This window comes from Pedobacter sp. P26 (genome assembly GCF_050632135.1).
GTDB lineage: Bacteria > Bacteroidota > Bacteroidia > Sphingobacteriales > Sphingobacteriaceae > Pedobacter.
The window spans coordinates 1038981-1064865 of the sequence record NZ_CP192574.1 but is presented as its reverse complement, the minus strand read 5'-3'; the positions used below and the strand labels follow the sequence as shown (position 1 = coordinate 1064865).

The 25885-nt window shown below is 38.3% G+C and carries 27 protein-coding genes and 2 pseudogenes; 21 read left to right on the top strand and 8 right to left on the bottom strand.

Going from position 1 to position 25885, the window contains the following annotated elements; all coding sequences use genetic code 11:
• Window positions 1-24 precede the first annotated feature (24 nt).
• The 6 genes from ACQ86H_RS05130 (at window position 25) to ACQ86H_RS05105 (ending at window position 4768) form a co-directional block, all read left to right on the top strand.
• Entirely contained in the window at window positions 25-471 is a 447-nt protein-coding gene (locus tag ACQ86H_RS05130; RefSeq protein ID WP_431294047.1) for a 3-hydroxyacyl-ACP dehydratase FabZ family protein, read from the top strand.
• Window positions 464-1741, top strand: a complete 1278-nt coding sequence (locus ACQ86H_RS05125) for a beta-ketoacyl-[acyl-carrier-protein] synthase family protein (RefSeq protein ID WP_431294046.1) — start codon at window positions 464-466, stop codon at window positions 1739-1741. Before ACQ86H_RS05130 ends, ACQ86H_RS05125 begins: the two co-directional genes overlap by 8 nt.
• Window positions 1734-1994, top strand: a complete 261-nt coding sequence (locus ACQ86H_RS05120) for an acyl carrier protein (RefSeq protein ID WP_431294045.1) — start codon at window positions 1734-1736, stop codon at window positions 1992-1994. Before ACQ86H_RS05125 ends, ACQ86H_RS05120 begins: the two co-directional genes overlap by 8 nt.
• Entirely contained in the window at window positions 1984-2448 is a 465-nt protein-coding gene (locus tag ACQ86H_RS05115; RefSeq protein ID WP_138818384.1) for a 4'-phosphopantetheinyl transferase family protein, read from the top strand. The genes ACQ86H_RS05120 and ACQ86H_RS05115 overlap by 11 nt, the downstream gene beginning before the upstream one ends.
• Window positions 2449-2688: 240 nt before the next feature.
• Window positions 2689-4323 carry an L-glutamate gamma-semialdehyde dehydrogenase gene (pruA, locus tag ACQ86H_RS05110; protein WP_431294044.1) on the top strand — a complete coding sequence of 545 codons (1635 nt, stop codon included), beginning with the start codon at window positions 2689-2691 and terminating at the stop codon, window positions 4321-4323.
• A gap of 184 nt (window positions 4324-4507) precedes the next feature.
• Window positions 4508-4768 (top strand): hypothetical protein, encoded by a 261-nt coding sequence (locus tag ACQ86H_RS05105; RefSeq protein ID WP_138818386.1) that lies wholly within the window; start codon window positions 4508-4510, stop codon window positions 4766-4768.
• Between the two features lie 63 nt (window positions 4769-4831).
• Here the strand turns inward: ACQ86H_RS05105 and can are convergent, their stop codons facing one another.
• The 3 genes and pseudogenes from can to ACQ86H_RS05090 form a co-directional block, all read right to left on the bottom strand.
• Window positions 4832-5488: a carbonate dehydratase gene (can, locus tag ACQ86H_RS05100; RefSeq protein ID WP_138818387.1), complete on the bottom strand. Its 657-nt coding sequence runs from the start codon at window positions 5486-5488 to the stop codon at window positions 4832-4834.
• Window positions 5489-5490: 2 nt separating this feature from the next.
• Window positions 5491-7096, bottom strand: a pseudogene (locus tag ACQ86H_RS05095) (SulP family inorganic anion transporter).
• Window positions 7097-7246: 150 nt separating this feature from the next.
• The gene (locus ACQ86H_RS05090) at window positions 7247-7591 is read right to left on the bottom strand and encodes a hypothetical protein (RefSeq protein WP_138818389.1); all 345 of its coding nucleotides are present in this window, start codon (window positions 7589-7591) and stop codon (window positions 7247-7249) included.
• 795 nt (window positions 7592-8386) lie between these two features.
• Between ACQ86H_RS05090 and ACQ86H_RS05085 the strand changes: the two genes are divergently transcribed.
• From ACQ86H_RS05085 to ACQ86H_RS05055, 7 genes are all read left to right on the top strand, one after another.
• Entirely contained in the window at window positions 8387-9928 is a 1542-nt protein-coding gene (locus ACQ86H_RS05085; RefSeq protein WP_431294043.1) for an acyl-CoA carboxylase subunit beta, read from the top strand.
• Between the two features lie 132 nt (window positions 9929-10060).
• Window positions 10061-11200, top strand: coding sequence for an MFS transporter (locus tag ACQ86H_RS05080; RefSeq protein WP_138818391.1), 1140 nt, complete (start codon window positions 10061-10063; stop codon window positions 11198-11200).
• A 14-nt stretch (window positions 11201-11214) separates the two neighbouring features.
• Window positions 11215-11805 (top strand): hypothetical protein, encoded by a 591-nt coding sequence (locus ACQ86H_RS05075; protein ID WP_138818392.1) that lies wholly within the window; start codon window positions 11215-11217, stop codon window positions 11803-11805.
• A 2-nt stretch (window positions 11806-11807) separates the two neighbouring features.
• The gene (locus tag ACQ86H_RS05070; RefSeq protein ID WP_246862642.1) at window positions 11808-12221 is read left to right on the top strand and encodes a GNAT family N-acetyltransferase; all 414 of its coding nucleotides are present in this window, start codon (window positions 11808-11810) and stop codon (window positions 12219-12221) included.
• A 96-nt stretch (window positions 12222-12317) separates the two neighbouring features.
• Complete coding sequence (locus ACQ86H_RS05065; RefSeq protein ID WP_431294042.1) at window positions 12318-13391, top strand: M42 family metallopeptidase; 1074 nt, start codon at window positions 12318-12320, stop codon at window positions 13389-13391.
• Window positions 13391-13657 carry a hypothetical protein gene (locus ACQ86H_RS05060; protein WP_138818394.1) on the top strand — a complete coding sequence of 89 codons (267 nt, stop codon included), beginning with the start codon at window positions 13391-13393 and terminating at the stop codon, window positions 13655-13657. Before ACQ86H_RS05065 ends, ACQ86H_RS05060 begins: the two co-directional genes overlap by 1 nt.
• 271 nt (window positions 13658-13928) lie before the next feature.
• On the top strand, window positions 13929-14327 hold the full coding sequence (locus ACQ86H_RS05055) for a PAS domain-containing protein (RefSeq protein WP_138818395.1): 399 nt from the start codon (window positions 13929-13931) through the stop codon (window positions 14325-14327).
• A gap of 17 nt (window positions 14328-14344) precedes the next feature.
• On the opposite strand, the pseudogene xth reads toward ACQ86H_RS05055, so the two are convergent.
• Window positions 14345-15108: pseudogene (gene xth / locus ACQ86H_RS05050) on the bottom strand (exodeoxyribonuclease III).
• Window positions 15109-15257: 149 nt separating this feature from the next.
• Here xth and ACQ86H_RS05045 point away from each other — a divergent pair.
• Entirely contained in the window at window positions 15258-15716 is a 459-nt protein-coding gene (locus ACQ86H_RS05045) for a hypothetical protein (protein ID WP_431294041.1), read from the top strand.
• On the top strand, window positions 15706-16200 hold the full coding sequence (locus ACQ86H_RS05040) for a hypothetical protein (RefSeq protein ID WP_431294040.1): 495 nt from the start codon (window positions 15706-15708) through the stop codon (window positions 16198-16200). Before ACQ86H_RS05045 ends, ACQ86H_RS05040 begins: the two co-directional genes overlap by 11 nt.
• 154 nt (window positions 16201-16354) lie before the next feature.
• On the opposite strand, the gene ACQ86H_RS05035 is transcribed toward ACQ86H_RS05040, so the two are convergent.
• The 4 genes from ACQ86H_RS05035 to ACQ86H_RS05020 all read right to left on the bottom strand — a co-directional run bounded on the left by ACQ86H_RS05035 (window position 16355) and on the right by ACQ86H_RS05020 (window position 18956).
• Window positions 16355-16723, bottom strand: coding sequence for a response regulator (locus tag ACQ86H_RS05035; RefSeq protein WP_138818399.1), 369 nt, complete (start codon window positions 16721-16723; stop codon window positions 16355-16357).
• Window positions 16724-16799: 76 nt separating this feature from the next.
• Window positions 16800-17318, bottom strand: a complete 519-nt coding sequence (locus ACQ86H_RS05030; RefSeq protein WP_138818400.1) for an RNA polymerase sigma factor — start codon at window positions 17316-17318, stop codon at window positions 16800-16802.
• A gap of 128 nt (window positions 17319-17446) precedes the next feature.
• Window positions 17447-18097, bottom strand: a complete 651-nt coding sequence (locus ACQ86H_RS05025) for a response regulator (protein ID WP_431294039.1) — start codon at window positions 18095-18097, stop codon at window positions 17447-17449.
• Window positions 18098-18137: 40 nt separating this feature from the next.
• Window positions 18138-18956 carry a sensor histidine kinase gene (locus tag ACQ86H_RS05020; RefSeq protein WP_431294038.1) on the bottom strand — a complete coding sequence of 273 codons (819 nt, stop codon included), beginning with the start codon at window positions 18954-18956 and terminating at the stop codon, window positions 18138-18140.
• Between the two features lie 793 nt (window positions 18957-19749).
• Here ACQ86H_RS05020 and ACQ86H_RS05015 point away from each other — a divergent pair.
• The 6 genes from ACQ86H_RS05015 to ACQ86H_RS04990 all read left to right on the top strand — a co-directional run bounded on the left by ACQ86H_RS05015 (window position 19750) and on the right by ACQ86H_RS04990 (window position 25511).
• Window positions 19750-20166 carry a DUF1801 domain-containing protein gene (locus ACQ86H_RS05015; RefSeq protein WP_138818403.1) on the top strand — a complete coding sequence of 139 codons (417 nt, stop codon included), beginning with the start codon at window positions 19750-19752 and terminating at the stop codon, window positions 20164-20166.
• Between the two features lie 387 nt (window positions 20167-20553).
• Window positions 20554-21450 carry a DnaJ C-terminal domain-containing protein gene (locus ACQ86H_RS05010; RefSeq protein WP_138818404.1) on the top strand — a complete coding sequence of 299 codons (897 nt, stop codon included), beginning with the start codon at window positions 20554-20556 and terminating at the stop codon, window positions 21448-21450.
• 5 nt (window positions 21451-21455) lie between these two features.
• Entirely contained in the window at window positions 21456-21761 is a 306-nt protein-coding gene (locus ACQ86H_RS05005) for a chaperone modulator CbpM (RefSeq protein WP_138818405.1), read from the top strand.
• Window positions 21762-21855: 94 nt separating this feature from the next.
• Window positions 21856-23316 (top strand): helicase HerA-like domain-containing protein, encoded by a 1461-nt coding sequence (locus tag ACQ86H_RS05000; protein ID WP_431294037.1) that lies wholly within the window; start codon window positions 21856-21858, stop codon window positions 23314-23316.
• A gap of 228 nt (window positions 23317-23544) precedes the next feature.
• Complete coding sequence (locus ACQ86H_RS04995) at window positions 23545-24444, top strand: nucleotidyltransferase family protein (protein WP_138818407.1); 900 nt, start codon at window positions 23545-23547, stop codon at window positions 24442-24444.
• A complete protein-coding gene (locus ACQ86H_RS04990) occupies window positions 24435-25511 on the top strand; it encodes a phosphotransferase enzyme family protein (RefSeq protein WP_431294036.1) in 1077 nt (358 codons plus the stop codon). Before ACQ86H_RS04995 ends, ACQ86H_RS04990 begins: the two co-directional genes overlap by 10 nt.
• Window positions 25512-25885 lie beyond the last annotated feature (374 nt).

The following is a 25885-nucleotide window of genomic DNA, read 5'->3' as shown; positions in this document are numbered from 1 at the left end:
ATTAATTATTCAATAATTCAACTTATGAATCCACAAGAAATATTAGATAAACTGCCTTATGGTAAATCTTTTCTTTTTGTTGATGAGTTATTACATGTTGATGAAAATGGAGCAAAAGGCACTTATACTTATGCTAAAGATCTACCTTTTTATGAAGGTCATTTTAAAAACCGTCCCCTTACCCCCGCAGTAATCCTTACCGAAACCATGGCACAGATTGGTTTGGTTTGTTTGGGCATCTACCTGTTAAAAAGCATTGAAACTGATCAAAATATAGCCATTGCCATGACCTCAAACGCAATCGATTTTTTAAAACTAGTTGCGCCGGGAGAAAAAGTAACGGTAACGAGCGAGAAAGTATATTTCAGATTTAATAAACTGAGTTGCAAGGTAAAAATGGAAAATGCGGCAGGTGAGATGGTTTGCAAAGGAAATATTTCCGGCATGTTAATTTCGAAAGAGAATGAATAACAGAGTTGTAATTACAGGTTTAGGCGTATGTGCACCCAATGGCACTACCCTGGCTGAATTTTCAGATGCCATAAAGAAAGGACTCTCCGGGATCTGTCATCAGCCAGATTTGGAAGCCCTAAATTTCTCTTGCCAGATAGCAGGCAAACCATCACTTAGCGAAGATCGCATCAACCAATATTTTACACCGCTCGAATTACGAAACCTAAACAGCACAGGAATTATATATGGTGTTATTGCAGGTTTAGATGCTTGGAAGGATGCGGGTCTAACCATTGAAAATAATGACGAACCAGACTGGGATAGCGGCACCATTTTCGGAACCGGCACTTCTGGTATAGATAAATTTAGATGGGCAATTAATAAGATAGATGCGCTTGAAATTAAAAAACTGGGCAGTTCAGTCGTAATACAAACCATGGCCAGTGGAGTAAGTGCTTTTATCAGCGGGAAGCTTGGCTTAGGAAACCAGGTAAGCACCAATTCATCTGCCTGCGCAACAGGAGTCGAAAGTATATTGCTGGCCTACGAAAGAATTAAAACCGGGCAGGCTAAAAGAATGTTAGCAGGAAGTACCAGCGATAGCGGGCCTTATATTTGGGGTGGTTTTGACGCCATGAAAGTTTGTACTTTTAAGCACAATGATGATCCTGAAAAAGGTAGCCGCCCAATGAGCACAACGGCAAGTGGCTTTGTACCGGGAAGCGGCGCAGGTGCTTTAGTATTAGAATCGCTTGAAAGCGCACTGGCAAGAAAAGCTAAAATTTATGGCGAAGTGTGCGGCGGTCATATCAATTCTGGTGGTCAGCGGGGCTTAGGTACCATGACTGCCCCAAACCCAATTGCGGTACAGCGATGTATCCAAGCAGCATTAAAAAATGCGAGTATTGAAGCTCATGAAATTGACGTGATTAACGGCCACCTTACCGCAACAACTAAAGATGCGCTCGAAATAGAAAACTGGAAAGCAGCCCTACAATTACCTGCTGATGATTTTCCATACATCAATTCTTTGAAAAGTATGATTGGTCATTGCATTGCAGCTTCAGGGAGTATAGAATGTGTTGCTTCGATACTTGAGCTTACAGAGGGTTTTATATTTCCCAATATTAATTGCGAAGATTTAAACCCTGAGATTAAGGCCTTAATTGATGAGAAATGCATTCCGCAAACCTTAATTCATCAACCATTTAATACCTTAGCCAAAGCAAGTTTTGGTTTTGGCGATATTAATGCCTGCATTATTTTTAAAAAGTATACCCATGAATAAAGAAGAAATCATCGAAGCCTTAAAAACAATTGTCGAACCTTACAGCGAAGAGTCAACAGCCTTGGCTCACATCGACGAAAACACTGATTTTATTAATGATTTGAAAATAAATTCGGCTAACCTGGTTGATATTGTCCTGGATATTGAAGAGAAATTCAACATCGAAATAGACAATGATTCGATGGCTAAAATGCTTACAGTAAAAGCTACAACCGAAATTATAGCTCAAAAACTGGAAGCGCATGCTGGGTAACGACATCGTTGATTTGGATCTGGCTAAAATCCAGAGTAACTGGAGGCGCAAAAATTACCTCGATAAAATTTTCACAGCAGAAGAACAGTTATTGATTACATCAGCCAAAAATCCTGATGAAATGGTATGGCTGTTATGGAGCATGAAAGAATCGGCTTACAAAATTCATAACCGAAAAACAGGCATCCGGAATTTCGCTCCCAAAAGCTTATACTGTACGATTTATCCAACCGCAGATCAGGTAAACGGCACAGTAGGTATTGATAAAGACACTTACTTTACTAAAAGTAACATACAATCAAAATATATACATACCATTGCTACGCCTGCTTACAATAAGTTAGAAGAAATTAAAATAGCCATTTACGAGTTACCAAATCATCCGTATGATTATAAACGCACTGAACCGGGCAGTGCGAGTCATCATGGGCAGTATTTGGCTTTGGTGTATTAATTTCGGAGTTGACAACTTTTCTTATCAACTTGCTGGTAAAGTTGTCAACTCTTCGTGCAAAGCCTAAACTGCCCGGATTTTAACCACAACTTCTTTAAAATTACCTGCTCATTTGATTCGGTCTTAAAACTTCTATCTACGGACTATTGCGGTCAAACCTTTGCCCTATTTTCTTTACAGAATAATAGAATTGCCTACCCCAAAAAGCATTATCTTTGCACAAATCATAAAAAATAAAATATGCTTAAAGGATTTTTTAACGTACCTACCCCGGTTAACGAGCCCATTAATAGCTATGCACCAGGCACAAAAGAACGTTCGCTTTTAAAAGAAGCTATTGCCGAGGCGCGTGCTAAACAATTGGATATTCCGATGTTTATTGGCGGACAAGAGGTACATACTAAAAATAAAAAGAAAGTTGTAGCTCCACATGATCATCAACATGTACTGGCTACCTTTAGTTATGGCGATAAAAACCATGTAAAACAAGCCATAGATGCTGCTTTGACTGCCAAGGCAGATTGGGAAGCTTTAGCCTGGGAACATAGAGCTGCTATTTTTATGAAAGCTGCTGATTTGTTTGCTACAAAATACCGCTACCAAATTAATGCGGCAACCATGCTTGGGCAAAGTAAAAACGCCTATCAGGCTGAAATTGATGCCGCTTGCGAACTGGTAGATTTTTTGCGTTTTAACGTAAGTTATATGCAGGATATTTATGGCCAACAGCCACCGGTATCTCCAAATGGCATGTGGAACAGAACAGAACAACGTCCTTTAGAGGGATTTATATTTGCTTTAACACCTTTCAACTTTACTGCAATTGCTGGTAATTTACCTGCTTGTGTAGCCATGATGGGTAATGTGGTGGTGTGGAAACCTGCAGATACCCAGGTTTATGCGGCTAATGTAATTATGAATGTTTTTCGCGAAGCAGGCTTACCTGACGGCGTAATTAATCTTATTTTTGCAGATGGTCCTGAAGTTGGCGATGTGGTTTTTAATCATGCTGATTTTGCAGGCATTCACTTTACAGGCTCAACAAAAGTTTTTCAGGAAATTTGGAAAACAATTGGAACAAACATCCATAAATATAAATCATACCCTCGCATCGTTGGCGAAACTGGTGGTAAAGATTTTATCTTGGTTCATCCAAGTGCAGATGTTGCTGCTTCAGTTACTGCAATTGTTAGGGGCGCGTTCGAATATCAGGGACAAAAATGTTCTGCAGCCAGCCGTATTTATATTCCAAAAAGCCTGTGGCCTGAGATTAAAAAATTAATGATCAGAGATTTAGCTTCATTTAAAATGGGCGGAACAGAAGATTTCGGTAACTTTATTAATGCCGTTATTGATGAGCGTTCTTTCGATAAACTGGCTAAATATATCGATCAGGCTAAAAAAGATAAAGGTGTAGAAGTTATTGCCGGTGGAAACTATGACAAGAGCAAAGGTTATTTCATCGAACCTACTGTTTTAGTGGTTGATGATCCGAAATATACCACCATGTGTGAGGAACTTTTTGGTCCGGTATTATCTGTTTACGTATACGAAGATGAGGAATTTGACCAGATTTTAGAAATAATCGATACCACTTCACCCTATGCCTTAACAGGAGCTATTTTATCACAAGATAGATATGCTATAGAAAAAGCCAGTTATGCTTTACGCAACTCTGCTGGTAATTTTTACATTAACGATAAATGTACAGGTGCCGTAGTTGGGCAACAACCATTTGGCGGAGCAAGAGGATCAGGTACCAATGATAAAGCCGGGGCAATGATTAATTTATTGCGTTGGGTTTCTCCACGTACCATTAAAGAAACTTTTAATCCTCCAACTGATTACCGTTATCCCTTCTTGGCAGAAGATTAATATTAAATATAAGGCCAGACATTATTGTCTGGTCTTTTTTATTTGTGATCTTCGTTTGCAAACCGGATTGAGGGGAGAAAAGGGATTGTAACACATAAATTTATCAAACACACGATCTGCCTATTTAAAGATGTAAAACCAATCTTCTTTTTTACTGTTTTATATAAGCAGTTTAAATAAGATTATGAAAAACACAAAAGATAATAACGAGAATTTATCTGATAAAAATGCAGATAACTCGGCAGATAAAACCAATATGCCCGATCAGTTGGTACCCCGCCACCGCAGCAACGATAACGAAAAGAAAAATACGGTAGAAAGCGATGCCGGTAATCTGGGTAGAAATTTTGGAAGAGGTGATTTTGGATCCGAAGAAGCCAGAGAAGATGCCGAAAAAGGCAATAAAGGCCATGCAGGCAACATGCCGAACAGTACAGAAAAATGAAAGCTCCCGATGTAAAACCGGAAGCTTTCCCTAACAACTAAAAAATAACACCTATGGGGTGTTTTATCCTACCTTAAATGCAGGGGCAACATCATCAAGACAAGTACAAGTTACTTTCAGGTCTTTGATGATTCCTGTTTTCAGGCTATAAACCCAGGCATGTACAGCTAATTCCTGTCCATTTGCCCAGGCACTTTGTACAATCGAAGTATTGGTCACATTTGCTGCACCCTCGATGGCGTTTAACTCCACTAAACGGTCAAAACGTTGCTCCGGATCTTTAATGGTAGCCATCTCACGTTCGTGTGTACGGTACACATCGCGGATATTTCTCAGCCAGTTGTCAATAATACCCACTTGTTTATTACCCAAAGCAGCTTTAACCCCACCGCAACCATAATGGCCGCAAACAATAACATGTTTAACCTTTAATACGTTAATAGAATAATCCAGTACTGAAAGCAGGTTCATATCGGTATGTACAACCACATTAGCTATATTTCTATGTACAAAAATGTCACCAGGTCTGGTATTCGTAATCTGGTTGGCCGGTACACGGCTATCTGAACAGCCAATCCATAAAACCGGTGGGCTCTGGCCTTCTGATAATTTATCAAAAAAGGCAGGATCGTTGTCTATTGTATCTTTAACCCAGTCTTTATTACCCTGTAATAAGTTCTCGTAAGTTATATCTTCTGTATCTATTGTTTTTGCGCACATAACTATAATTTATTAATATCTTCTTCTACTTTAATATTTAATTTTGGTACTGTATAATGTTTTTGGATGTTCTCCAAGGTAACGACAATGCCTTTTGTATAAGCATTATGTTTATAATTGTAAATGGTTTCCAATACATCAGGATCAATATACCTGGCATTCGAACCATCAATAATTACATTTGTTTCTTTAGGGATATTCGTTAAAACGACCTGTATCGCTGCTTTATTTAAAAAAGAAACCTCTTCTGCTAGTTTAATCCTGATATTCTTTTTGTCGCCTTCGTTCGTAATTCTGTAAAAAAGGGGTTGCGCATATTGGTACGTAATAAATAAAAAACTGAGACCAACATACCCACAGCCACACCTTTTAACAGATCGGTAAATAATACAGCTAATACTGTAATCACAAATGGTACAAACTGATCCCAACCTTTGTGGTACATGTGTTTAAATAAACTGATCCGCGTTAACTTGTATCCCGTTACCAAAAGAATTGCGGCTAAACACGATAATGGAATCATGTTAATCAACCCTGGAATAAACAACAGCGACAATAACAACCAAATACCATGAAAAATAGCAGACATCTTGGTTCTGCCACCTGCCCCTACATTTGCCGAGCTCCGCACAATTACTGATGTCATAGGCAAACCACCCACCATACCGCTGGTAATATTCCCTATGCCCTGTGCAATCAACTCTTTGTTTGTTGGTGTTATACGTTTAATCGGATCGATTTTATCCACAGCCTCGATACTGAGTAAAGTTTCTAAACTCGCCACAACAGCAATGGTTATAGCCACTATATACACATTTTTATTGGCCAGCTGTGAAAAATCAGGGGTCGTAAATAGTCCTAAAAATTCGCCGAAACCATTTACCACCGGGATTTTCACCATTTGATCAGCACGTAAAGGATGATCTGTCCCGGCAAAAAGTATAGTTCCTAGTACTCCTAAAGTTACCACCAATAATGGAGCAGGTACAACCGCCAATTTTGGAAACTTAGGCCACAAAATCAATATAGCTATTGATAATAGACTGATAACTACTGCAGCCAAACTAAAATGGCTCATTGCCGCGCTAATCGCAGAAAAAGTGTTTTCGTGATCTTGTTGAAAGAAACCTTCATCGCCGGTAAAATCGGTATCTACACCCAGTGCATGCGGTAATTGTTTTAAGATTAAAATCAGTCCGATGGCAGCAAGCATTCCCTCAATTACACTCGAAGGAAAGTAATTACCAATGGTTCCGGCTTTAACCAGGCCTAAAATCATCTGAAATACCCCTGCCAATACTACAGCAAGTAAAAACGTAGGATAACTTCCTAATGAAGTTATTGCACCTAAAACAATAACCGTTAAACCTGCTGCAGGGCCACTAACACTTAATTGCGATCCGCTAAACGAGGCAACCACAATCCCCCTATAATTCCGGTAATTAAACCGGCAAATAAAGGTGCGCCAGAAGCTAAGGCAATACCCAAACATAACGGTAAGGCCACTAAAAACACAACTATACTTGAAGGTAAATCTTTCTTTAAATTCTTTTTAAGAAAATATTTTTTCACATCCGAACCTGAAAAGGCCGGGTTAAACTTTTGCATAACGATATAATTATCTAGTAAATTTTAACGAATAAAATCGTAGGGGATAAAAAACAAGCTACAAAAAGAATTTACGTACTACATAAATTTAAACATAGCAATAACGCTCAATACCATTGAGCAGGCAATTTATACCCCAAATAATAAAAACTAGATAAAGTTAGGCGGAGGTGTTGGTACCGTAGGGTGATATGGGTCTACATATCTTTTAAAATGTTCTATAAAACTGCTCTTCAAAAAGAAATGGCTTGAAGAGAACTCGTAAGAAAAGATAGGATGATTAAGTTCGATAAGTTTGAAATCAGTAAACTTTGCAGTGTCTTTGGCGGCATCCTTTCCGCCTTCATGCTCTAACTCAATTTGCATGATTACAGCATTCATAATTTCCTTATCAATACTCGTAAAAAATACCGGTGCACCGGATATACCCATCTTCGCCGTGAAGATGACCATAAAAGTGGCAACGATTAAATACTTGTATTTCCTTAAAAACATTTAAATTCTAATGCTGTTTTAATCCTTATGATTACAAATGTAAACGGATTATTGGTTTTTCAATACTATAAGCTGTAAAAAAAATGTAATTTAAGTAAAATGCAGGCATCATTCAGACGATGCAGGGGTTCGGTATACTTTTTGAAAACAGTAGGTTCCACTATTTCGGTCAGTTCAGTCCTGCCATCCGCTAAATCTTTTTGGGCAACATCTATTACAACATTAAAATTAACCGAAGCCAACAAGGATACCGCTGCTGTCAGGTTTATAAACAAGGAGAGTGGTTCTTTGGGTTAATAAATTCCCACCGACCTTTCATTACAAATAATAAATTCCTACCGCGTGGATAAATCTTTTTCAAGAATAGTTTCGGCATTTTGCCAACCAACTTCAATAAAGCAAGATTTTACCGAAGGACGATGTCAATTCCAAGTGGCAGAAGAATCATAAAAACAGTTGCAGAACAATACAAATGGCACCACCAAACCTGAAACGCAGTGGTTTTGTGAAAATACCCTTCAAACTTTCACTTAGCAGAAACGCGCAAAACAAAGTGTCGCTGTTTTTTTGATGAGCGTGGGGTGGTGGAGAGCCACATTACTGGATTGACAAAGCATTTTTGCATACTTTTGATGCTCAAAAAGTTTGATGCCCCGCGGCATAGAGCGGAAAGAAATCTTTATTGATTTATTTTCACATTATTAAAATCTATACTTTGGCACCCAGATAAATAACAACCTGTCCCATTGCATTACCGCTGGTAATTTTTAATTTTAAAATCTCATAGCTTCAGCAATGGATAAAAAAATAGCATTACTTAAAGATAAAATCAACCAGGCCAATCTTGGCGGCGGACAGACCCGTATCGACAGCCAGCATAAAAAAGGTAAACTCACCGCCCGCGAGCGTATTCATTTTTTAATGGATGAAGGCAGTTTCGAAGAAATTGGCATGATGGTTACGCACCGGAGCACCGACTTTGGTATGGAACGCGAAAAATACCTGGGCGATGGTGTGGTAACAGGTTATGGAACAATTAATGGCAGGTTAACCTATGTATTCTCTCAGGATTTTACCGTGTTTGGCGGTTCACTTTCTGAAACCCATGCCGAAAAAATCTGCAAACTAATGGATATGGCCATGAAAAACGGAGCTCCGTTAATTGGCTTAAATGATAGCGGCGGTGCGCGTATCCAGGAAGGTGTTGTTTCTTTGGGCGGCTATGCCGATATCTTTTATAAAAATGTACAAGCTTCGGGGGTAATTCCACAATTATCAGCCATCATGGGCCCATGCGCAGGCGGAGCTGTTTATTCGCCAGCCATTACCGATTTTATTTTGATGGTAGAAAATACATCCTATATGTTTGTTACCGGCCCCAATGTGGTTAAAACAGTAACACATGAAGAGGTAACTTCAGAAGAATTAGGTGGTGCCGGCACACATGCTACAAAATCAGGCGTTACCCATTTTGCCTGTGCCAATGAAATTGAGGCTATTCAACACGTGAAAAAACTATTGAGCTACATGCCACAAAATTGCGAGGAGATAGCCGATCATTTACCTTATGAAGCAGCTGATGAAAACCGACCTGAACTAAACACTTTTATGCCGGAAAATGCTTCACAGCCTTACGATATACGTGAAGTGATTGCTGCCGTGGCCGATACCGACAGCTTTTTAGAAGTACATGCCGCTTACGCAGAAAATATCGTGGTGGGTTTTGCCCGACTCGCAGGGAGAAGTATTGGTATCGTGGCCAATCAGCCCGCTTATTTGGCGGGTGTTTTAGATAGCAATTCTTCAACCAAAGCCGCACGTTTTGTCCGCTTTTGCGATTGCTTTAATATTCCGTTGTTGGTATTTGAAGATGTTCCGGGTTTTTTACCGGGTACAGACCAGGAGTGGAATGGTATTATCACCAATGGCGCAAAATTATTATACGCTTTTAGTGAAGCTACTGTACCACGCATTACTGTAATTACCAGAAAAGCGTATGGGGGTGCTTATGATGTAATGAACAGCAAACATATTGGTGCAGATATGAACTACGCCTGGCCAAGTGCAGAAATTGCTGTAATGGGTGCAAAAGGCGCAGCAGAAATCATTTTTAAACGAGAAATTACTTCAGCAGAAAACCCGGAAGAAAAATGGCTCGAGAAAGAGAAATTGTATTCAGATATCTTTGCCAACCCTTATCGCGCTGCTGAACGTGGTTTTGTTGATGAAGTGATTGAACCAGCCCAAACCCGTACAAAGTTGATAAAAGCCTTTAAGATGTTAGAAAATAAGGTGGTGAATAATTCAAGGAAGAAACATGGAAATATACCTTTGTAGAAAATAGTCCATAGTCATTAGTCCATAGTCAGGTAGTAATCAACTTGCCTGTTAAGACTCATGACTGTGGACTTCCGACTCAAGACTCACATGCAGATTACTCAAAAACTATCCCGGACAGACATCTTGCTCATGGCTTTCTGCACAGGCCTGATTGTTGCAAATATTTATTACTGCCAACCTCTGGTAATTTTGATTGCTAAAGATTTTAATCTTACCGAACCCGATGCAGGAAAAATTACTTACCTCACACAGATCGGTTACGCTTTAGGCCTTTTCCTTTTAGTACCACTTGGTGATATGTTCGAGCGTAAAAAACAGATCCTCATCATTACCGGCCTGGCTATTTTTGCCTTGCTGGTGGCCGCGCTTTCACATACCTTTTTCATATTGGAAGTGGCTTCTATCCTGATCGGAACCTGTTCTATTGTACCACAATTAATTTTGCCGCTGGCAGCCAATTTAAGTACCGATGAAAACCGCGGAGCTAACATTGGCGTGATTATGAGTGGTTTACTGGTTGGAATTTTAGCCTCACGCGCCGTAAGTGGCAGTATTGGCTTTTGGCTAGGCTGGAGAGCCGTTTATTATATCGCTGCAGGAATTTGCGGCATGCTTATTCTTTTAATGGCCAAACGTTTTCCACAAAGTTATCCTGCTTTTAAAGGCTCCTATAAAGAACTCATGCGTTCGATGTTCAGTTACATTAAAACCCAACCCGCCTTAAGGGAGACTTCGATAATTAACTTCCTGGCATTCGCCATTATTAGTGCATTCTGGACAACCATGGTATTATTTCTAGCTAACCCACCTTTTAATTTCCAGACTTTACAGATTGGGTTATTTGGAATAGCCGGGGCGGCAGGCGCATTGGCTGCGCCATTAGTTGGAAAATTAAGCGATGGTAATAATCCGCGCAAAAATTTAATGATTGGTTTTATATTACAAATCGTTAGCATCGCCTTGTTTTATTTTACCGGCAGCCATTTATATCTGTTTGTAATTGGTATTATATTGATCGATATCGGTCAGCAAGCCATACATGTAACCAATCAGACCCGAATTTATACCTTAATACCAGAAGCAAGAAACCGACTGAATACCATTTTTATGTCGGTTAGTTTTATTGGTGCCAGCTGTGGATCAGCGCTAGGTTTGTGGCTTTGGGACCAGGGCGGATGGAACTTATTCTGCTATGGAATGACGGCTATAATTCTCCTTAATATTTTAACTTATCAGTTTTACGGAAGGAAAAAATCACAACTTAAATAACCCTTATAAATTTTATGAAATCTAAAAACGCAATCACACTTTCAGTATTATTAATCTTTCTGGTCATTTTCGGTAAAGCAAAAGCGCAGGACAGTACAAAAGTAGAACAGCCAACCGAAGTAAAGTCATTAAATAAAATCAGGTTGACCATATTGGGACTTGGTTATGAAAGAGAGCAAAAAGTGGGTAAAACAACTTCAGTTTATTTTGGTGCAGGGGCCCAAGGCGTTTTTATTTATCAAACGGAGATCTCAATTGATAACAATTATAATTTCAGTTTTAAAACAGACACAGATTTTAAAGTTTATCCTGCCCTTAATGCCGGATTTAGGCATTATTACAATTTTAACAGAAGGATTAAAAAAGGTAAAAGAACCTTAAATAACAGTGCTGGTTATTTAGGTCTTGATGTATTAGCCATTATCCCCACACAGAGCGATACCGTATATGGCTACCAGATCAATATTATGCCACAGTGGGGATTTCAAACCACTGTTGGCAGAAAAGTTAACTTCGAGTTGGCTTTAGGTCCTCTTGCTGCAATTAACAAAACCGATACCTATTACGGAATTGGCGGAAAAATCGGCTTTAGCTTTTTATTATAAATATGGTTCAAATTGAGCAAATATTCCCTTCTTTAACCTGGCGGATCAGGCATGAGGCTATGTATCCGGAATTACCTTTCGATCATGTAAAGTTACCCGATGATTTTGATGGCATCCATTTTGGATTATACCTTGATCATAAGTTAACAGGTGTAGTCTCTCTATTTCATGATGAAGATATTTATCAGTTCCGTAAACTGGCCATTCTGCCGGGTACTCAAAATGCAGGTTACGGCTCACAGCTAATGGCTTATATTCTTGATTTTTGTAAAATTCAAAAAGCGACAAAACTATGGTGTAATGCCCGTATAAATGCTAAGGAATTTTATTTTAAATTTGGCTTCCACGAAACAGATAAAACCTTTTTTAAAGATGGTTATGATTTTGTGGTAATGGAAAAAGAATTATCAAGTTAAATTTAAAATGAGTATGATGTCTCAAATCTGAATACTCAAATCTCATATCTATTAAAATGGCTAAAAAAAGACGACGAAAAGAAAAAACATGTTGCTGTGGTTACTAAAAAATCGCTGCAATTTCTTGAAGAATACATCAATAACCCTGCTCCTACCGGTTATGAATGGGAAGGACAAAAACTTTGGTTAAATTATTTAAAACCATATATCGATGAACATTTTATCGATAATTACGGCACCGCTGTAGGTGTTATTAACCCTAAAGCTGATTTTAAAGTAGTTATAGAAGCCCACGCCGATGAAATTTCATGGTATGTAAATTACATCACCAATGATGGTTTAATTTACGTGATCCGTAATGGCGGATCTGACCATCAGATTGCGCCTTCGAAACGCGTAAACATCCATACTGAGAATGGCTTGGTTAAAGCAGTATTCGGCTGGCCAGCTATCCATACACGCCATGGCGAGAAAGAACAGGCTCCGGAGTTAAAAAACATCTTTTTAGATTGCGGTTGCACATCAAAAGAAGAAGTGGAAAAATTAGGCATCCACGTAGGCTGCGTAATTACCTATGAAGATGAGTTTATGGTTTTGAACGACCGCTACTATGTGGGTCGTGCTTTAGATAACCGTGTGGGTGGCTTTATGATTGCCGAAGTTGCGCGTTTACTAAAAGAGAACAAGAAAAAACTTCCTTTCGGATTATACATTGTAAACTCTGTGCAAGAAGAAATTGGCTTACGCGGTGCCGAGATGATTGCCCAGCGCATTAAACCAAATGTGGCCATCATTACAGACGTAACGCACGATACCACTACCCCAATGATCAACAAAAATGTTCAGGGCGATTTATCTGCAGGTAAAGGTCCGGTGGTCTCTTATGCCCCTGCTGTACAAACCAATCTGAACAAATTATTGATTAAAACTGCTGAGAAAAACAATATTCCTTTCCAGCGCCAGGCTTCATCACGTTCTACCGGAACCGATACCGATGCTTTTGCCTACTCTAATGGTGGCGTACCATCTGCATTAATTTCGCTGCCACTACGCTACATGCATACAACTGTAGAAATGGTACACAAAGAAGATGTTGACAATGTGATCAGCCTAATTTATGAAAGCTTATTGAACATCACCAACGGTCAGGATTTCAGGGAATTTAAATAATGGAAAAAGTAAATCATCAAAAAATTATCATCAGTACTTTGCTGAAGTTTTTGCTGATGGTTTTTATCATTTTTACGATAAATTCCTGGCCCAGTATCAATCAAAGTTTTAGTGGCAATACCCCGCCTTTTGATTATTGGCTTGATCATAGTTTTAAGTTTAGCAACATCATCCTCATTTTGGGGTTCACGGCTTATTTTTATTATAAAGATTTAACGGATCAAAAACAACTGATTGAAAGGTCAAAAGACATCAATCAGCATTAAGTTTAATATTTAATAATACGGAAGAGGCTGTATCACAAAAAAATCTCTGAGGTTGTCCACGTTGAGCCCAATTTCATCAAGCTCAAGGATGACATTCTATTTTTTGATGATACAGCCTCTCTTTTTTCCTCTATACCTCCAATCATTTTAGCTTAAGCTAATTTTGTTCAGCATTGAGGTAACCTCCTGATTTTTAAGTTTATTTTTATTAAAATTCGAAATATCTTTACATTGTTTATGTAATTTACCCAAATAGTTTATCCTTTTATTTATGAACAAAAAAAATATTGACCTATCCATTATTTGCGATGGTCATTGGGATGTGGTATTCGACCACCTTGGCCTTGGTTTTTGGGAGCTGAGTATAGCAACAGGCATACTTCGTTCAACCCGGTCGTTTAAACAGAACTTTGGTTATCCGCCAGATGGTGTTTTAAGCTATGAAACCGTTCTGGGCTTAATCTTACCGGAAGATCTTGATCATGTTCAGGATGAAATAGAGCTTACCGTTACCAAAGAAAAAAACAGTTATGATGTTGTGTACCGTATTCGCCGCCCGGATGGGAAAATCCGATGGATTAAAGCCAATGGAATACTATCACAAGAGGACGGCGAAACGTTAAAATTAATTGGAACAACTTTAGATGTTACCGATTTAAAACAATTTTAATCTGAGTTACAAATCATTTAGTTCAATCCAAACAGGTCCGTGGTCGCTTGTTTTTTCCCACCCCTAACATTCCTATCCACACCTGCTGATTTTAAGCGATCGCTCACCTGCGGACTTATTAAAAAATGATCAATTCTTAGTCCGGCATTTCTGCCATAGGCATTACGGAAGTAATCCCAAAAAGTATAGATGATTTCAGTAGGATATAATTTCCTGATAGCATCTGTCCAGCCCTGGGCAATTAAATTTTTAAATGCCAGACGTGTTTCCGGACGAAATAAAGCATCCTCGACCCATCTTTCAGGTTTATAGGCATCCAGTTCAGTTGGAATCACATTATAATCGCCTGCCAAAACCACAGGAATATTTTGCGCCAATAACGTAGCAGTATGTGCGGCAAAACGTTCAAACCATTGCAGTTTATAATCGAACTTAGGGCCAGGTGCCGGATTGCCATTTGGCAGGTATAAACAGCCAATTACTATACCGTTTACCATTGCCTCTATATACCTGCTCTGCAGATCTTCAGGATCTCCATCCAAACCACGCTTCAATTCTGTTATTTCTAAATTTCTGGCAAGTATAGCTACTCCATTCCAACTTTTCTGTCCATGCCAGATCGCATTATAACCTGCATCTTTAATCGCCTGTTCAGGGAATTTTTCATGGGGGCCTTTAATTCCTGAAGGCATACTACATCTGGCTGGGTTTCTTCCAGCCAACGTAACAGCACAGGTAAGCGGCCATTTACACCGTTTACATTATAAGTAGCTATTTTCATTTTATAAATCTCAGCATTAAAAGCCAAAAACAGAAGACTGTTATATTTTTTGATTCTAAGTATTAGGCCACTTTTGGTCAGATAATTCAGATAATTTAAAATTTGGTCTTATCTTGCATCTCATTTAGCATAAAACTTTCAAACAGCCTATGTTCAAAGCAGTTTCAAACAATCCTTCTGCAGAGCCAAAAGACATCCGTTGGTTTTATGATCAGTATGCGCCCATGCTGCTTGGTTATATTAACGGCATCGTCCAAAATCATCAAAAATCAGAAGAGCATCTGGTTGCTATTCTTACTTCATTTGTTAAGGACGTTGTTATTTTGCAAGAAAAAAGCAGGTTAAATATCTGGCTGGAATTGCGTCAATATGCACAAAGTAAATTAACTTTGTTTACGGCAAAAGATCATCAGTTAAAACCGGCGCCACCATTAAACAAGGGAAGGCTGGATTTGTTAGATGATTTACAGAAACAAATATTCTGTGCAATATATTACCATGGAAAATCAATTTCATACCTGGCAGCAGCAATTGGCTGTGATGAAAGCGAAATCCGCAATCAGTTAAAATTATCAATCGATAAAATGAGGAGGAAAAGTGGAAATTAATAAAATTATTGAAAGCGGTTTAATGGAGACCTATGTAATGGGGATTGCCACCAAAGAGGAGGTACAGCAAGTTTTATCGCTGAAAAAAGAATACCCTGCATTCAAGGAAGCTTTGGAACAGCTCGAATATGATATGGAAGTATTAGCACAAAGCATGAGTATCGAGCCGCCTGCAGGCACTTTATCTAAAATTGAGCATGAGATTAATGAAATCCAACGCCGTAACCAAGCTGTACAAACCACTTTTGAGCCCAAATACAGGCATGAAAAATCTGAACAGGAAAGCAGTCAGGAAAAGTATATACAGGTAGAATCAGAATCTAACCAGATGCGCGTAAATAAAGCCTGGAAATGGATATTTATTGCAGTATTTGTATTAGGAAAAATATTTTTAGCGGGTGCCATTTATTTTTACCTGGAGAACAGACAGGCAAAAGAACAGATCAAAGAATTAAAAATAGAACTAAAACAAAAAATCAGGTAAAAATTATGCAAAATGTAACAGATAAACCTGTTTTTTAAAACCAATACTAAACTGAAATGTTTAGTTGTTAAGATTCATTCATGTTTGAGCGCATGTTTGAGTTTAGATATGGGATAGGCTTTTAGTCTATCCCTTTTTTATGTTCAAATAAGCTTTAAGGTCTATCCAGCAATGCCTTCACCTTCTGCTGGAGATTCACAATATCAAAAGGTTTTTCAATGGTATCATTTGGCGAACAATTTAGATCATCCATATTCAAAACTGAAAGCAATATAACCGGCAAGTATGCTGTTTTAGGATTATGCTTTAATTTATTACAAATATCCCGACCATCATACTTACCAATAAGTATGTCCAATAAAATAATATCTGGTAAAAAATCAGCGATTGTTTCTTCTAAATTACCAGGATTCAAAATACCTTTTATATGATAATGTTCTTCCTCGAAAATTAATTTTATAATATCGTGAATGTTCTCGTCATCATCAACTATAAGAATTTTCTTAACTAACACGTTGCTCATGTGCAACAAATCTAGTTTAAGTAGCTTAGTTCATATCACGTATTTATACCCGAATTTATCGAATAAATCAAAGATATCAGGCCGCCAAACCAGATTTATAATTTTTAAGCATTTTCTTCAGCAGACCTCTGGCCACGTGTATTTTGGTTTTTACGGTACCCAGTGGGATGTCAAGCTCTGCAGCAATTTCATGGTATTTATAACCTTCAAAGTAACGGCAAAAGCAAAAACGACAATCTTCAGGCAAGGCATTTAGCGATTTCTGGATATCCTCCATCATAAACTTTGCGGTGCCGGCATTCGAAGATGCACTTGGAACCAGTTGAACAGAAGTTAAATCCTCTTCCTGCTGGATCATTTCATTTTTACGCTTTACCTTATAATAATGATTTAAAAAGGTATTTTTCAGGATGGTAAAAAGCCAGGCCCGCACATTACTTCCCATTTCAAATTTAGCCGAAAACCTAAATGCTTTCATAAAGGTGTCTTGAACTAAATCAGCAGCATCATCTTCATCATGCGTATAGGCTAATGCGCGATCGAAAAGTGGTTGCCGGTATTGGTATATGTCACAATTGAAATTTAATGTCTCCATGATTGATTCGTTTTAGCTCTGATGTAAATATTCAACAAACAGTACCATACAATGTTATTTGTAGAAATACCCGATTTTTTACGGTTTATTTAAAACACTAAAAAAAATGCGCTAAAACGATAAAAACACTAGGCTACATAACCATTTCGCATGGCAAAACGAATTAAAGAAGCGGAGTTTTTCGCCCCCGTTTTACTGATTAAGGCTTCCCTTTGGCTCTCTACCGTCCGCCTGCTTAAGTACAATTTATCAGCTATTTCCTGATTCGTCAGCCCATCGGCGATAAGTTTTAACACGTTAATTTCGCGTTCAGAAAAGTTGATTTCAGTATTCATTTTTTGCGAAAGGATATTTAACTGGGTATTAAAACGCTCTAAAATGGAAATGCATAAATTAGAAGAAAGATAGCGTTTTCCTTTCATTACATGCTTTAGGCAAAACAGCAATTCGTCTTCTTCGATATCTTTTGACAGGTAAGCAAAAGCCCCTGATGTAAAGGCATTTGAGGCATATTTTTCATCATCTAAAATGGATAAAACAACAACCTTTGTGGTGTATCCGCGCTCTTTAATCGTATTGGCTAAAGCTATTCCATCTAGCCTTGGCATTACAATATCTGATAAAATAATATCAGCTTTTATTCCTTTTTCGAGAAGCTCCAAAACTGCTAAACCGTCTGACACTTCTGCAACAACATTGATGCCTTCGTGTTTTTCTATAAGTGCTTTAAGTGAGGTCCGGATGATATGGTGATCGTCCGCAAGAATAATGTTAATCATAATCCAAATATAACTTACGGTATTTTAAAATTAAAAACAGCTACTTTGGCAGCTCGATATAGAAGGTAGTTCCGACACCGGTTTTACTCTTAAACCAGATTTTCCCCTGATGTAAATCAACAATTGCTTTGATAATGCCCATGCCGAAACCGCCAGATTCTTCACCCTTTAAACCGGGTCTTAACGTTTCTGGTAAGTGATCAAAAAGTCCGGGCTGTAATTCCTCTGGGATTCCGATTCCATTGTCTGTTACTGTAATCAGCACCGTGTCTTCCAACTCTTCGGCATGTAAGGCAATGTAGCCATTATCATCAGTAAACTTTAGTGCGTTGGAAATTAAATTATTGATCACCTGAAGAAATTTCATACTATCTAAATAGAGGTAAATCTGCTCTGCAGAACTGGTAAACTTGATATTTTTAACTTTACCCAATTTAGACCGTTTGTAAAAACGAACCACATCTCTAAGCTCCCATACCAGGTCGGCCCTTTCTTTACCGATTTCTATAACCGATGACTTTAGAAACTCCCGGTTAATCATGCTTCGTACCAGCAGCAAATTACGTTCGCACATGTCTTTTATAAAGGAAAGCGAATTCATCATCTGCTCGTCACCCATTTGTGCAATACTATCTTCCATTGATGAAGCGGTTAATTTCATCATGCCCAGCGGTTCTTTTAAATCGTGTGCCAATACTTCCAGTGTGATATTTTTACGGGCATTGATCTGTTCGATATGGATTTTGTTATGCCGAGCTACCGTAGTATCTTCTACTGTACCGATTAAATATTTATCTTTTTTATCCTGAACGGCAAAAACAATAATGCGCACATATTTCTCCCGACCAGCAAATAACAAACGGAATTCGTATTTTTTTCTTTCCCATCCTCCATACACTCTTCATAACAGGATATTGCGTGTGCTAAATCTTCGGGGTGTACATGATTTAAAAGTATTTGCGGATGATCAAAAATCTGATCTGTTTCCAATTCCAAAATTCCGGCAAAGGACTTGTTGAGGTATAAAAATTTCTGCTGTTGGGGTTCAAAAATAAAATATCCGTCAGCAGACAAATCGCCTAGTGCACAAAAAAGCTCATTATTTAATTCCACCATGATTTTATATTTGATAATTTTCGATATGAAGGACTACCCAAACCCTATAGAACAACCAAATCACAAACATCAAATATTCAAAAAAGTTTTTTCTTTAAAAATTTAGTGGAAATACGCTGGGATTTACCCTTTTTAATCTCATTTGCCAAATTTTATGGAGATACTAACATTTTCCACACGATGTGTAAAATTATTTTGCGGAACAAAACCAACTATTGCCTAAATTGTTATGCATATAAGGAAAGACAAAAAAGTCCTGTGAGCGGGAGATCCGCGGAGGGCAGGCACACCATAAAGAAGCTACAATTCTTCTTACCAATAGCCATCGCACAGGTGGCTATTTTGTTTTACGTCAAGCTAATTAAAAGCATTTACCTGTTGAGCTGATTTCTTCACATCCATTAAAATCACGGCAAATAAATTGATTCCATAGTAAATCACTATGTGGCACACGATAAGTAAGGAATGGAAGCATTATTAAATACTATCATCACGAAACTGAAATTATTTGGGTAAACTTCTATAAAATTCATGATATGGCACAGAATAAAACGACAGAAAACGATTTCAGCGTTCCAGATTTTTTAAATACCATTGCAGACGAAAATAAAAGAGCTGATTGTTTTAACCTTTTGGATATTATTGTTGAAACCACAGGCTTTAAAGCGAAAATGTGGGGAACGGCCATTGTTGGTTTTGGCAGTTACCATTACAAATACGAAAGCGGCAGAGCAGGCGACGCACCTCTTTTTGGATTTTCCCCTCGAAAAGATGCCATAGCCTTATATTTATCATCTGAGTTCAAAAACCGCGAAGAATTGCTGGCTAAATTCGGAAAACACAAAACTGCCAAGGCTTGTGTGTACGTTAAAAAAATGAGTGATATCAATGTGGAGGTATTAAAAGAAATGGTTACTAATTCTGTTGCGAGAATCAGGAGTATGTATCCGTAAGTCCGAAAAGTAAGGAGATCGGAGTCAGAGGCTTATAGTTCCAAAATGTAAAAAGGCTGTATCATAAATTGTAATTCATTTCGCATTTGTCACGTTGAACCTAGCTTGTACTGAGCCCGACGAAGTATCTAAACGCCTTGTAAGACATTTAATTGGTCCTTCGACAAGCTCAAGATGACAATCTATATTTATGAAACAGCTTCCAATATCTCTATTCTTTCTGTAGCAAAAAACGTAAAATTTTATACATGGCTTTCTGCCTGGTTTTTTGCAATAAATTACATCAAGCGGTTGGTCAGTCTTAGAGTCCTATCCACATTTCCATCCTAAAACCTTACATTTATACAATAAAAATGAACATTCCCTTTATTAATTTGTTAAGCCATTATGGACTACATAGACTATTATAAAATCCTCGATTTAAAGAAAGATGCAACCACTGAGGATATTAAAAAAGCTTATAGAAAATTAGCCCGAAAACATCATCCGGATCTCAATCCCAACAATGAAGAAGCCAATAAAAAATTTCAGCAAATTAACGAGGCTAACGAAGTTCTAAGCGATCCCGAAAAGAGAAAGAAATACGATAAATACGGCAAAGACTGGCAGCATGCCGATCAGTTAGATGCCCAGCAACAGCAGCAAAGGCAATACCAGTCGCAAGGTCAGGGTTATGGTGGTAATAGCTATTCTGGTGGTTTTGGCGGCGAAGATTTTTCTGATTTCTTTTCTTCCATGTTTGGCGGAGGCGGTGGTAGAAGCAGCAGAAACTCACCTTTTAAAGGCCAGGATTACAATGCCGATTTACAGTTAAACCTACTCGATGCCTATACCACGCACAAACAAACCCTAACGGTTAATGGCAGGCAGGTACGCATTACTATTCCGGCAGGTGTAGAAAACGGACAAAAGATCAAACTTCCAGGCTATGGTGCGCCGGGAGTTAATAATGGCCCTCCAGGCGATCTATTTATAAAATTCAGTATTACCGATGATCCTAAATTCAAACGGAAAGGGAACGATATTTATATCCGGGAGGAAATAGACCTCTATACCGCCATTTTAGGGGGCGAAAAAATTGTGGAAACCTTGAATGGCAAAGTTAAACTTAAAGTGCCGGAGGGAACACAGCCCGATGCCACTTTAAGATTAAAAGGCAAAGGCTTTCCGGTTTACAAAAAAGATAATCAATTTGGCGATCTGTATATTAAATGGCAGGTTAAAATACCCACCCATTTAAATGCTGAACAAAAAGAACTATTCGAAAAACTTTCCAAATTCTAACCATTATGGAAACCTATCTAATTCCTGTAGAAGAAATTTGCGCCTATCACCACGTAGAGATCAATTTTATCCATTCTCTCGAAGATTTTGGCCTCATCCGTACCACCATTAAAAAGCAATCTGTCTTTTTGCCAGTTGATGAATTATCAAAGCTGGAGCAGTACCTGCGTTTGGCAAACGATCTGCAGATTAATTTGGAAGGCATCCATGCTGTTTCTCATCTGCTCAATCAATTGCAAAATATGCAACAGGAAATAACAATACTTCAGAACGAACTAAATTATTATAAGCAACTTAATCAGCAATATTAAACAACCGTTTGTGCAGTATTTCAGATTAAAAGTGCTAACAAAAACATAACCTTTTTAAGATATGTTTCTTAAATTGGCCATCTAATTTTAAAAAATGAGCGATCTTTCTTCAAAATTCATCGAAAAAATAAAGGCATCCTATGCTCCTTCGGGTTCGTATATTTATTTAGGCGCCGGAATTTTAGACGGACAGGTTTACAGTGAAGCTGAAGTTAATTTATCATTAAAAATGATGAATAGACATGGTTTAATTGCCGGGGCAACCGGAACTGGTAAAACGCGCACATTACAATTGTTAGCAGAACAACTGTCGGATGCCGGAGTTCCCGTTTTTATGCTGGATGTTAAAGGCGATTTATCAGGATTGAACCAGCCCGGATCAGTTAACCCTAAAATTGAGGAAAGGGCGAACCAACTCAATAAAGCATTCTCGCCAACCGGTTTCCCTGTTGAGATTTATTCCCTCTCGGGCAAAACAGGTTCGCAGATGCGCGCAACAGTCCTTGAGTTTGGCCCTACACTTTTATCAAAAATCTTAGATTTAAACGATACACAGGCAGGTGTGATGGCGGTTATTTTTAAATATGCCGACGATAATAAAATGCCGGTTATTGATTTAAATGATTTAAAGAAACTGGTTTCTTATCTCTCGGAAGGTGCTGGTGCTGCCGAAATTAAAAGCAGTTATGGCAGTATTTCAACAGCTACATCGGGTACCATGCTTAGGAAAATCGTTGCCATTGAACAGCAGGGATTAGGCGGTATGTTTGGTGAAAAATCATTTGATATTGAAGATCTTTTCGAGCGGGTTGATGGCAAAGGCACCATCAGCCTACTAAACATTGCCGATGTTCAGAACCAGCCTGTATTATATTCAACATTTTTACTCAGCCTGTTGGCTGAGTTATTTAATACTATGCCAGAGGTTGGCGATTTAGATAAGCCAAAACTTGTATTCTTTTTTGATGAAGCACATTTACTGTTCAAAAACTCATCTAAAGCATTTTTAGAACAGATAGAAACCATTATCAGGTTAATCCGCTCGAAAGGAATTGGTGTTTTCTTTTGTACTCAGGCCCCTGGCGATGTTCCTGAAAGTGTTTTGGGCCAGTTGGGTAACCGTGTGCAGCATGCGTTAAGAGCATTTACACCTAACGATGTAGATGCATTAAAAAAGACGGTGAATACTTATCCAAAATCAGACTTTTACGAGATTGATAAAATATTGACCTCATTGGGAACCGGACAGGCTTTGGTTACTGTTTTAAATGAAAAAGGTATTCCAACTGAAGTTTCTGCAACCATGCTTACTCCGCCAAGGGCCGTTATGGGACCGTTAACTGCTGCAGATTTTGATCAGGTGGTTCACGCCAGTCCGATGTATACCAAATATAAAGATGCAATTGATCCGGAAAGTGCCTACGAAATTTTAACCAGACGCATTAACGACCAGACTGCTGCTGTAGAACAACAAAAGCAAGAAGCCGAAGCCCAAAAAAGGCCGAACAGGAAAGCAAACCTAAACCTGGCGAAAAAAGCCTGGTTGAACAGGTAATGGGCGCGACAATAACCCGCCAAATTGGTAAAGAAATTGTTCGCGGTATTTTTGGCATGCTTACCGGCAAGAAAACACGGTCAAAAACCGGTGGCGGACTTTTTGGATTCTAAACAAATTATTTAACCTTTAAAACGCTCAAATTATTAATTTCGCCATACGAACCAGAGAGGATTATTCCATTAATCATCAAAAAGTTCGGCACTAACAAAAATTAACCAGTAATAAATGAAACCCACCCTATTAATATTGGCAGCCGGTATGGCAAGCCGTTATGGAAGTATGAAACAGATTGATGGTTTTGGCCCAAATGGCGAAACGATTATCGATTATTCAATATATGATGCAATAAGAGCCGGTTTCGGTAAAGTTGTATTTATCATTAAAGAAGAGTTTGTAGATAACTTTAAAGTGATTTTTGAACCTAAACTTGCAGGGAGGATCGAAACAGATTATGTTTTCCAAAATTTCGATTTAAAACAGTTTGGAATAGAAGAAGAAATTTATAGAGAAAAACCTTGGGGTACTGCACATGCAATCCTATCGGGTAGAAACGTAGTTAAAGAACCGTTCTGCGTAATTAACGCTGATGATTATTATGGTTTCGATGCCTTTAAAAAAATGGTTGATTTCCTGACTACAGAAGTGACGGATAGCAATTATTCTATTATTGGTTACGAAATTGGTAAAACCTTATCAGAGTTCGGTGCAGTTTCGCGTGGTGTTTGTAAAGTAGATGCATCAGGTAACTTAGAAGAAATTGTAGAACGTACTAAAGTTTATCCTAAAGATGGCAGTATTTTTTACGAAGAAAATGGCGAAGAATTTCCTTTAGCTTATGAAACACCCGTTTCAATGAATTTCTGGGGTTTTACACCGGCTGTTTTTAAAATTACCGAAGAAATGTTCAGGGAATTTGCAGAAGCTAATAAAGATAAACCTAAAGCAGAATTTTTTATCCCGTTAATTGGCGAAAATCTGGTAAAAAACAATATCGCAACCTTTAAAGTGGTGCCAACACCCAATAAATGGTTTGGTGTAACTTACAAGGAAGATAAACCTTATGTTCAGGATAGTATTGACCAATTGGTTAAGAACGGAACATATCCGGAAAAACTATGGAATTAAATTTAGATTCCGAAGTTTTAGAAGCCTACGGATATACTAAAGAAAATACAAAAATAACACAAATAGGTACGGGTTTAATTAACCGTACTTATTTGCTTTCTCCCTCAAACGAAGAGCAGAAATACATTCTTCAAAACATCAATACCTCGGTATTTAAATCACCCCAGGCCATTGCCAATAACCTTAAGGCAATTGGAGATTATCTCAACTTTAATTATCCTGAATATCTTTTTATAAAACCTGTTTCTACTACAAGGGGTGAAGAAATGGCGCACATCCGTCATGAATATTGGCGGATGTTGCCCTTTGTGCCCAATACCATCTCTTTGGATGTTTTGGCCGATCCTAAGCAGGCTTACGAGGCTGCAAGGCAATTTGGTAAACTGAGCAGGTTGTTGGATAAATTTGATGCCAGAATACTCCGGCCAACTATACCGGGTTTCCATGATTTAGGCTTAAGGTATGAGCAGTTTATGTTTGCCTTAAATCAGGCTGATGAAACATTAAAACAGGCTGCCAAAGCACAACTTTCAAATGCTTTAACACATAAGTATATTTTAGATTATTATAACTCATACGTCCATAGAGATGATTTTCCTGACCGTGTGATGCATCACGACACCAAAATCAGCAATGTGTTGCTGGATAGCAAAACAAACGAAGGGGTTTGCGTAATCGATCTGGATACCATTATGCCCGGAAAGTTTATCTCCGATCTGGGTGATATGATGCGTACCTATCTTTGTGCTTTTTCTGAAAATGAAACCGACCTGGATAAAATCAAAATACGTTTGCCTTATTTCGAAGCGATGATAAAAGGCTATTTATCGGAAATGAAAAGCATTTTAACGGAGATGGAAAAAGAGCTTATTTTATTCTCAGGTAAGTACATGACCTACATGCAGGCCCTGCGCTTTTTAACCGACTTTCTAAGTGGGAACAAGTACTATCCGACGACTTATCCTAACCAAAACTTAGACCGTGTCAAAAACCAGTTTAAACTGCTTTATGAATTATCGGTGAATGAAAAAGAATTGCAGGGTGTTATTGAAGAAAATTTAGTTTAAATCTGTTTAATAAACCTCGCAGGTTTTAAAAACCTGCGAGGTTTAAAACACAAGCCCTCCTCTATAAACCCGACAGCAGCGAAAATACTTTTTGTTTGCAGCAACCCTTAAAACCATATCATGCTGAGGAACTATGGAAAAGATGCTTCGTACCTCAGCATAGCAGAAGTTAAAAAAGATTGCAGCGAATGGCGGGTCTGCAGCTCCCGAAAAAGCACAGGAACATTCATTTCCAAAATCTTTTCAACCATATAAGACATATAAGTTAAACGGTCGCTTTTCCAGACCTCGCATGTTTTAAAAACCTGCGAGGTTTAACGTAAAAGATTACTTCGTCGGCTGGAAAAGCCTTCTCGCAATGACGATCTATTTAA